This is a genomic window from Methanoregula sp. (assembly GCF_049518935.1).
Taxonomy (GTDB): domain Archaea; phylum Halobacteriota; class Methanomicrobia; order Methanomicrobiales; family Methanospirillaceae; genus Methanoregula.
Genome location: NZ_JBEKRH010000023.1, coordinates 24,618 through 30,979, shown reverse-complemented (window position 1 = coordinate 30,979; position 6,362 = coordinate 24,618). Strand labels below are relative to the sequence as shown.

The window sequence follows — 6,362 nt, the reverse complement described above, 5'->3', positions numbered from 1 at the left end:
ATATCCCGAAAACAGCAGAAGAGGAGTTTGTGCATCGTGTCAACAGGATACTCGGAGAACAGTTCGCTGCGGCGGGTCCAGGTAATCGCTGACTTCCAGTTCGGCGGCGGGGTGGGGACGGGGCTCTTTCCGGAGGGCTGCACCTACATCTTCTCGACGACGGGCCGGATCCGGCAGGTGCTGGACGGGGGAGTCCGCCTCGCAACCGTCAGGGCCTCTGACGGCAGGCTGACCCTCGGGATCGAAGGAGCAAAAAGGATCCAGGCGCTCCTTCCGGCACCCGGCTACCGCGTGGTGATCCGCGATGATATCTCATCGTTCGTGGCGCAGGGCAAGAACGTCTTTGCCAAGCACGTGACGGCAGCCGATCCCGAAATCCGCGCGGGTGACGAGGTGATCGTGGTTGCGGGCGATGACCGGCTCATCGCCTGCGGCGCTGCGGTCGTTTCGGGCGCGGAGATGCTTGCATTTAATTACGGAGCAGCGGTAAGAGTACGGCAGGGTAGTGAGAAGGATGCTTCCGGGAAACATCAATCCGCGCCAGATGAAGGCGATGATGAAGAAGCTCGGCATGCAGGTCGAGCAGATTGAAGACGTACAGAGTATTGTGATCAAGACACCAAAGGGCAACTGGATCTTCGAAGCGGCTGAAGTCTCCTCGATGACCATGCAGGGCCAGACCACGTACCAGGTCACCGGCACCCCGCGCTTTGAGGCCGCAGTAGCCGAGATCCCGAACGAGGATGTCGCCATGGTTGCAGTCCAGGCAAACGTGCCGGCAGAGAAGGCAAAGGCCGCACTGGTAGCATCGAAAGGCGATATTGCCGAAGCGATCATGCACCTCACCCAATGATCGAGCAGGGCGATCGCGTCCTGCTCGTGGGGGCAGGACGGGAATTTTTCATCAAGGCAGGACCGGGCACACTCGGCACTGACAAGGGCCAGCTGGACCTCGCCGCGATTGTCGGTAAGAACTCCGGCGATATCATCACCACGCACAGCGGCTCGGAGTTTACCATCCGCATCCCGAGGCCCACCGATTTCTTCACCCACGGCAAGCGTTCAGGAGCACCGATGCTCCCCAAGGACATTGGCCTCGTCATCGCCTATACCGGTATGAATCACAACGATGACGTGCTCGATGCCGGTACCGGGAGCGGTATCGCCGCGATCTACTTCGGGGGTATTGCTAAAAGCGTGAAGACATATGAAGTGCGCCCCGAGTTCTCAACGCTCGCGATGAAGAACATCACGGACGCGAAACTCCCGAACGTCGAGGCTGTTGCGGCAGACTTCCTTGCAGCGGAAGGAATCTATGATGTGGTCCATCTCGACCTGCAGATCCAGCCGGAATATGTAACCCATGCATTTTCCCTGTTAAGGGCCGGCGGTTACCTTGCATGCTACACGCCATTCCTCGAACAGATGGCAATCGTGGTCGACGCGGCCACGGACCTCTTTTCCGAGGTCCACACCCACGAGCTGATCGAGCGGGAGATGACCCGGTCGAAGCGGGGGACCCGGCCTTCCACGAGCGTGTGTCACTCAGGGTATGTGACTATCGCGAGGAAATAGAAGTAAGTTTATTCAAAATTAAGTATCAATTTTTTTCAGGGCGTATGACTCAATATCTCGATTTTTGCTTATTTTCCATAATTCTTTTCGCATTGCAACAGCAGTTTCTGTGAATTTTCTCTCATCAGGATTCTGAATAAAATTCTTTATACTGACTAAAACATCATCTGAACCGTAAAGGAATGAGTTGTAATAAAATTCAATTAATTTTTCAGTCGCCAATTCCTGAATTTCTTCTTTTGTTTTATTTCCAGGAAATTTCATTCCATCAAAGGAGAAAAGATATGCTTTTTTCTGGAGTTATGACGCACCTCATCCATACCAAAATCGTGCGATATTTTGATTCATTTAATTGACGAATTTCCAATTCGATTTGCGATTTTTTATTCAACAGATATTGGATTTACGCCCCACTATTCCACCAATCCCTAGAAGACTGATTATCGATATTATTTCAGCAATATCCATATCAAATTATATCAATACTTTCAGTTTTTTTCTCTAGCGGTTGCTACTAAACTTCTAACGAATTTAGTTTTTTATTTTGAGAGAGATACGGGCAATTCTCCAAAATTTACGATTGCCCTACGCGCAAAACGCCTCGTCGGGTTTTGCGCTGCTCATTACCGTTTTCTGAGAGTGAAAAGTCATTAGGCCGCCGCGGGAGCGCCCCCGCGGGGGCGGCGGCAACCCTCACAAAATATCCTGCCAGAGTAGCCAGACATATCCATGATCTCGCCCGCGATCATTCTGTACCCACGCGACCCCCCCTCATGATATTTCTCCGATTTCAGACACTCTAATGACGTGAAATTCCAGTATTTTCGTACAAAATCCGGACATGGGCATGGGGGGTCGCGTGGGTACACCGGTGCTTTCAGTGCCAAAGCAGCAGGGTCATGCAATCCGATGTTGCTCCAAAAGAGAACCCGTATACCGACGAAAAAACCGGGCACTGCCGGCACAGCCAGCCGATTCCCGAACTCTGGCCCGTCCGTAACTTTGTACCCACGCGACCCCTCCTCAACGACCTGCACTCCACCACCAAGGATTTATCGAACCCATTCGTTCTCCTACTCAGGCATCCTGTGGATGGGGACTCCGCCCGTCCGGAACAGGATACCGGGAGCATTGAGTATCATGACCCATTTCCGCCAGAGACCCGGATCAAAGAGCGCAACGCACCGGCTGAAACACCCGTTCCCGGACATCGGGGCATTCTCCGCGGTCGTCCAGGCGCTCCGCATGAAAAACCCACTCGGGTGCACCTCGTACTATGCCCAGAGGAGGAACTTCCAGCCCGTCATGCCGGTACGCGAGCGGTACACGGCAAAATTCGTTTACCTTGACAGGACCGGGAAACAGGCAGGCACGAGTTCGGAAGTGTACGACTCGGTCGGGGGATACGAGACCGGTGTCGCGTCCATGATCTCGAACTTGGCCAACATTGCTTCCCACCGGGGAAAGATCGTGCACCGCAAAGATGCCGATCTCTTCTCTGTTTCCCTCAAATGTCACGATGAAGGAGGGGAACTCTATTTCATCAGTCTTGCCCGTGACCGGATCACCATCTCATCCTATACGGATGATGCCATACGGAAACGGGTTGAAGCGTGGTCGGACAGTATGCCGGAACTCGCATAAGACGAATCCCGAAAGGAAGAATCCGGGAGAACAAAAAGGTCCACGAGCTGGCAGATGTTGGGGATCCGGGAGGCGGACTGACAGACAAAAATCGTACGCCCGTTCCTGTCACGGTGCCCGACCTCGTGATTATGCCTTCCCTTTCTTCGACGTGCTCTCCCACACCCGCGTCTCCTTCCCCAGGTTCAGCAGGCCCATAAGAAGGTAGAACTGGTTCACGGCAAACGCATTGAAGAGGTTCTCCCGCCATGCAATCCCGACCACCGCAACTATGACGGCCAGTGCCAGCAGAACGAGAGGGTAGGAGAGATACAATCCAATCGCAAGGAGAGCGAGCCCTGCAAAAAACAGTGTAGGCGTACAGAGAAACATGAACAGCCGCAGGGGATAGAAATACCGGGTGAACGGCCGGTCCTTGCCAAGAAGATCCAGGTTTGCGAGCGTTGCCTCGATCAGGCGCTTTGCCCGCCGGATCTTCTGGCGGTACTGGATCCGGAAACTTGACGGGATGTCCTCGTAAACAATCGCCCGGCGCTCGTAGACCGCCCGGTATCCCCTCCGGATCGCTTCGAACGCGGTATTGGCGTCGTCCGAACCGCGCTTGTCATCGATCCGCCGTATCAGGTTCGTCCGGAACGCGACAAGGGCCCCGTTGAAGTTATAAGTGGAGTCAATAGTGCTCTCCCAGTCGCACATCCGGCCGTAAAAAGACCGGTAGGCACCCTCCAGTTTCGTAGTTTCGTCATTATTCATGCGGGGCCGCAGTTCCCCGGTCACGGCCGCAATGCCGGGATCGCTCTCAAGCCGGCCCATGAGATAATTGAGCGCATCCGGTTCAAAGAAGACATCGGCATCGGTAGTCACGATAACCGGATACTGCGCCAGCTTCATCGCATGATTGTACGAGCGATTCGTCCCCATCCGCTCGGTATTGGCGATGATCCGGAACGAGATCCCGGATTTCTCAAGGCCTGCCTGTGCCCGGGCGAGCGTATCATCATCCGAGCAGTCATCGATGAAGAGCACCTCATAGGCATCTTTGGGATAGTTGCACTGCTCAAGATTCGCAATCCGGTCCGCCACAACACGCTCCTCATTGTACGCCGACATGATGATGGTGATCCGGGGATATTCCGCGGGAAACCCTGCATCCGTGGATTTCCGGCCAAATGTGATGCCGAAGAGATAGACGATATAGGGAATGACGGCGATGAAAAGGAGGACGCATGCGATGATGATGAGCAGTAACATTCTCTTAACCATTTTTCCGGGGCGGATTTATACGTTTATGTTATCCTGGCGACAGGGTGCCGGTATCGCACAGCGGTTTCCAGATACATGACCGCATGACAACGCGACATGCACCCGTTTTCCCAAGGCCAATATTTATTGATCTCTACGGGCAATAGATCTCAACTTATGAGTGATCATTTCCGCGTGCTCGGAATCCATGACAACCATAACGCTTCTGTCAGTCTGCTGGAAGACGGCGTGATAACGTTCAGTCTCCAGGAGGAGCGGATCAATGGTATAAAAAATTTCAACGGGTTTCCGGCACTCGCCATCGGCCGGGCGCTGGACTTCGGGAAGATCACCCTTGACGATATCGACCTCTTTGCCTTTGGCACCATGCATAATCCTGCGTGGAAGGATACAAAAGCCCTCGTAAACCAGTATGCATCCCCGGTATGGAAGAAATATCTCGGGGATTTTTTCAAGGCATCGCCCCTGTTCGGGTTCTACAAGGCAGACAAGGCCCGGCAGAGAACGAAATTCCTCACCGCACAGGGTATTCCTGAGAGCCGGACCCGGTTTTTTGATCATAACCTGACGCACGCGGCCACGTCTCTTTGCTGCAGCGGCTTTTACGGTAAGCAGGCACTTATTCTCTCACTCGATGGCGGTGGGGACGGGAGCTGCGCGGGAATATATACCAGTATGAACGGGGAGCTGTCGCAGATTGCGAGTACGCCGGAGGGAAACTCGGTCGGGAACCTCTACGCGGTCTCGACATATTACATGGGCATGATGCCACTCGAGCATGAATACAAGCTCATGGGCATGGCCCCGTATTCTCAGCCGAAATATTATACCGGCATGTCACAATCCCTCGAACGCCTCCTGAAGGTAGACGGACTGACCTTCCGCCGTTCGACACTCGCAACCAGCTCGAACTCCATCGCGAGCCTCGAGCGGATCTACCGCCACCAGCGGTTTGACGCGATATGCGGGGCCCTGCAGGACTATACCGAACGCAGTGTCATCCAGTGGGTAAAGAATGCCATCCAGGCAACGGGCCTGCACCGGCTCTGCCTCTCCGGCGGTGTCTTCATGAACGTGAAGCTGAACAAGCTGATCGCCGGGCTTCCCGAAGTTGAAGAACTCTTCGTTATGCCATCCTGTGGGGATGAGAGCAACGCAATGGGTGCCGCGTTCCTTGCCTACAAGGATCATTGTGCAAAAACCGGGTCGGATCCCGCGATCCAACCCCTCACAAACCTGTATCTCGGGGAGTCCTTTGATGAGACGGTTATCCGCGACGAAGTGCAGCGGGCGGGGTTCCAGTGCGAGAAAGATCCCAATGTCAACAAGTACGTGGCGGAGATGCTCAGCCAGGACCGGATTGTTGCCCGGTGCTCGGGCCGGTCCGAATGGGGTGCCCGCGCACTGGGCAACCGGTCGATCCTTGCAAATCCCCGCTCATTCGAGACCGTCCAGAAGATCAACGATGCGATCAAGATGCGGGATTTCTGGATGCCGTTTGCTGGATCCGTCATCGATGTCGCGATGGACCGGTACCTGGTGAACCCGAAGAAGATCCCGTCGCCCTACATGATGCTCGCGTTCGATACTACGCAGGAACGGGACAGCATCCGGGCCGCAACCCACCCACGGGACCGCACCATCCGGCCCCAGATCCTTACCCGCGACCAGAACCCGGACTACTACGCAGTGATCGAGCAGTTTTCCCGTCTGACCGGGACCGGTTGCGTCCTGAATACCTCGTTCAATCTCCACGGGTCCCCGATGGTCTACCATCCCCGCGAAGCAATGGATACCCTGAAAAAGAGCGACCTGGATATCCTGGTCATGGACAATTATATCGTAAGAAAGGGTGAAAAATCAAATCGCGGGTAAAAGAA

The 6,362-nt window shown here is 54.6% G+C and carries 7 protein-coding genes; 5 read left to right on the top strand and 2 right to left on the bottom strand.

The features are described 5' to 3' along the window. The 3 genes from ABSE13_RS11405 to ABSE13_RS11395 all read left to right on the top strand — a co-directional run. The coding region (locus ABSE13_RS11405; protein ID WP_424028635.1) for a PUA domain-containing protein at window positions 1–591 on the top strand (591 nt) is incomplete at its 5' end. Beyond that, window positions 515–853 (top strand): nascent polypeptide-associated complex protein, encoded by a 339-nt coding sequence (locus ABSE13_RS11400; protein WP_424028634.1) that lies wholly within the window; start codon window positions 515–517, stop codon window positions 851–853. The genes ABSE13_RS11405 and ABSE13_RS11400, both read left to right, overlap by 77 nt. After that, window positions 850–1,575 (top strand): protein-L-isoaspartate carboxylmethyltransferase, encoded by a 726-nt coding sequence (locus ABSE13_RS11395; RefSeq protein WP_424028633.1) that lies wholly within the window; start codon window positions 850–852, stop codon window positions 1,573–1,575. The genes ABSE13_RS11400 and ABSE13_RS11395 overlap by 4 nt, the downstream gene beginning before the upstream one ends. Window positions 1,576–1,593: 18 nt before the next feature. Here the strand turns inward: ABSE13_RS11395 and ABSE13_RS11390 are convergent, their stop codons facing one another. Further along, complete coding sequence (locus tag ABSE13_RS11390; RefSeq protein ID WP_424028632.1) at window positions 1,594–1,839, bottom strand: hypothetical protein; 246 nt, start codon at window positions 1,837–1,839, stop codon at window positions 1,594–1,596. An 876-nt stretch (window positions 1,840–2,715) separates the two neighbouring features. On the opposite strand from ABSE13_RS11390, the gene ABSE13_RS11385 reads away from it, so the two are divergent. Continuing rightward, complete coding sequence (locus ABSE13_RS11385) at window positions 2,716–3,219, top strand: hypothetical protein (RefSeq protein ID WP_424028631.1); 504 nt, start codon at window positions 2,716–2,718, stop codon at window positions 3,217–3,219. Window positions 3,220–3,348: 129 nt separating this feature from the next. Here ABSE13_RS11385 and ABSE13_RS11380 read toward each other — a convergent pair whose 3' ends face one another. Continuing rightward, window positions 3,349–4,470, bottom strand: coding sequence for a glycosyltransferase (locus ABSE13_RS11380; RefSeq protein WP_424028630.1), 1,122 nt, complete (start codon window positions 4,468–4,470; stop codon window positions 3,349–3,351). 168 nt (window positions 4,471–4,638) lie between these two features. Here ABSE13_RS11380 and ABSE13_RS11375 point away from each other — a divergent pair, with 168 nt between their 5' ends. Beyond that, on the top strand, window positions 4,639–6,357 hold the full coding sequence (locus ABSE13_RS11375; RefSeq protein ID WP_424028629.1) for a carbamoyltransferase C-terminal domain-containing protein: 1,719 nt from the start codon (window positions 4,639–4,641) through the stop codon (window positions 6,355–6,357). The last annotated feature ends 5 nt before the right edge of the window (window positions 6,358–6,362 follow it).

Bases quoted from the DNA above. Each gene is read 5' to 3' on its own strand.
- ABSE13_RS11400 (WP_424028634.1), top strand. From the start codon at position 515: ATGCTTCCGGGAAACATCAATCCGCGCCAGATGAAGGCGATGATGAAG.
- ABSE13_RS11395 (WP_424028633.1), top strand. From the start codon at position 850: ATGATCGAGCAGGGCGATCGCGTCCTGCTCGTGGGGGCAGGACGGGAA.
- ABSE13_RS11390 (WP_424028632.1), bottom strand. From the start codon at position 1,839: ATGAAATTTCCTGGAAATAAAACAAAAGAAGAAATTCAGGAATTGGCG.
- ABSE13_RS11385 (WP_424028631.1), top strand. From the start codon at position 2,716: ATGACCCATTTCCGCCAGAGACCCGGATCAAAGAGCGCAACGCACCGG.
- ABSE13_RS11380 (WP_424028630.1), bottom strand. From the start codon at position 4,470: ATGTTACTGCTCATCATCATCGCATGCGTCCTCCTTTTCATCGCCGTC.
- ABSE13_RS11375 (WP_424028629.1), top strand. From the start codon at position 4,639: ATGAGTGATCATTTCCGCGTGCTCGGAATCCATGACAACCATAACGCT.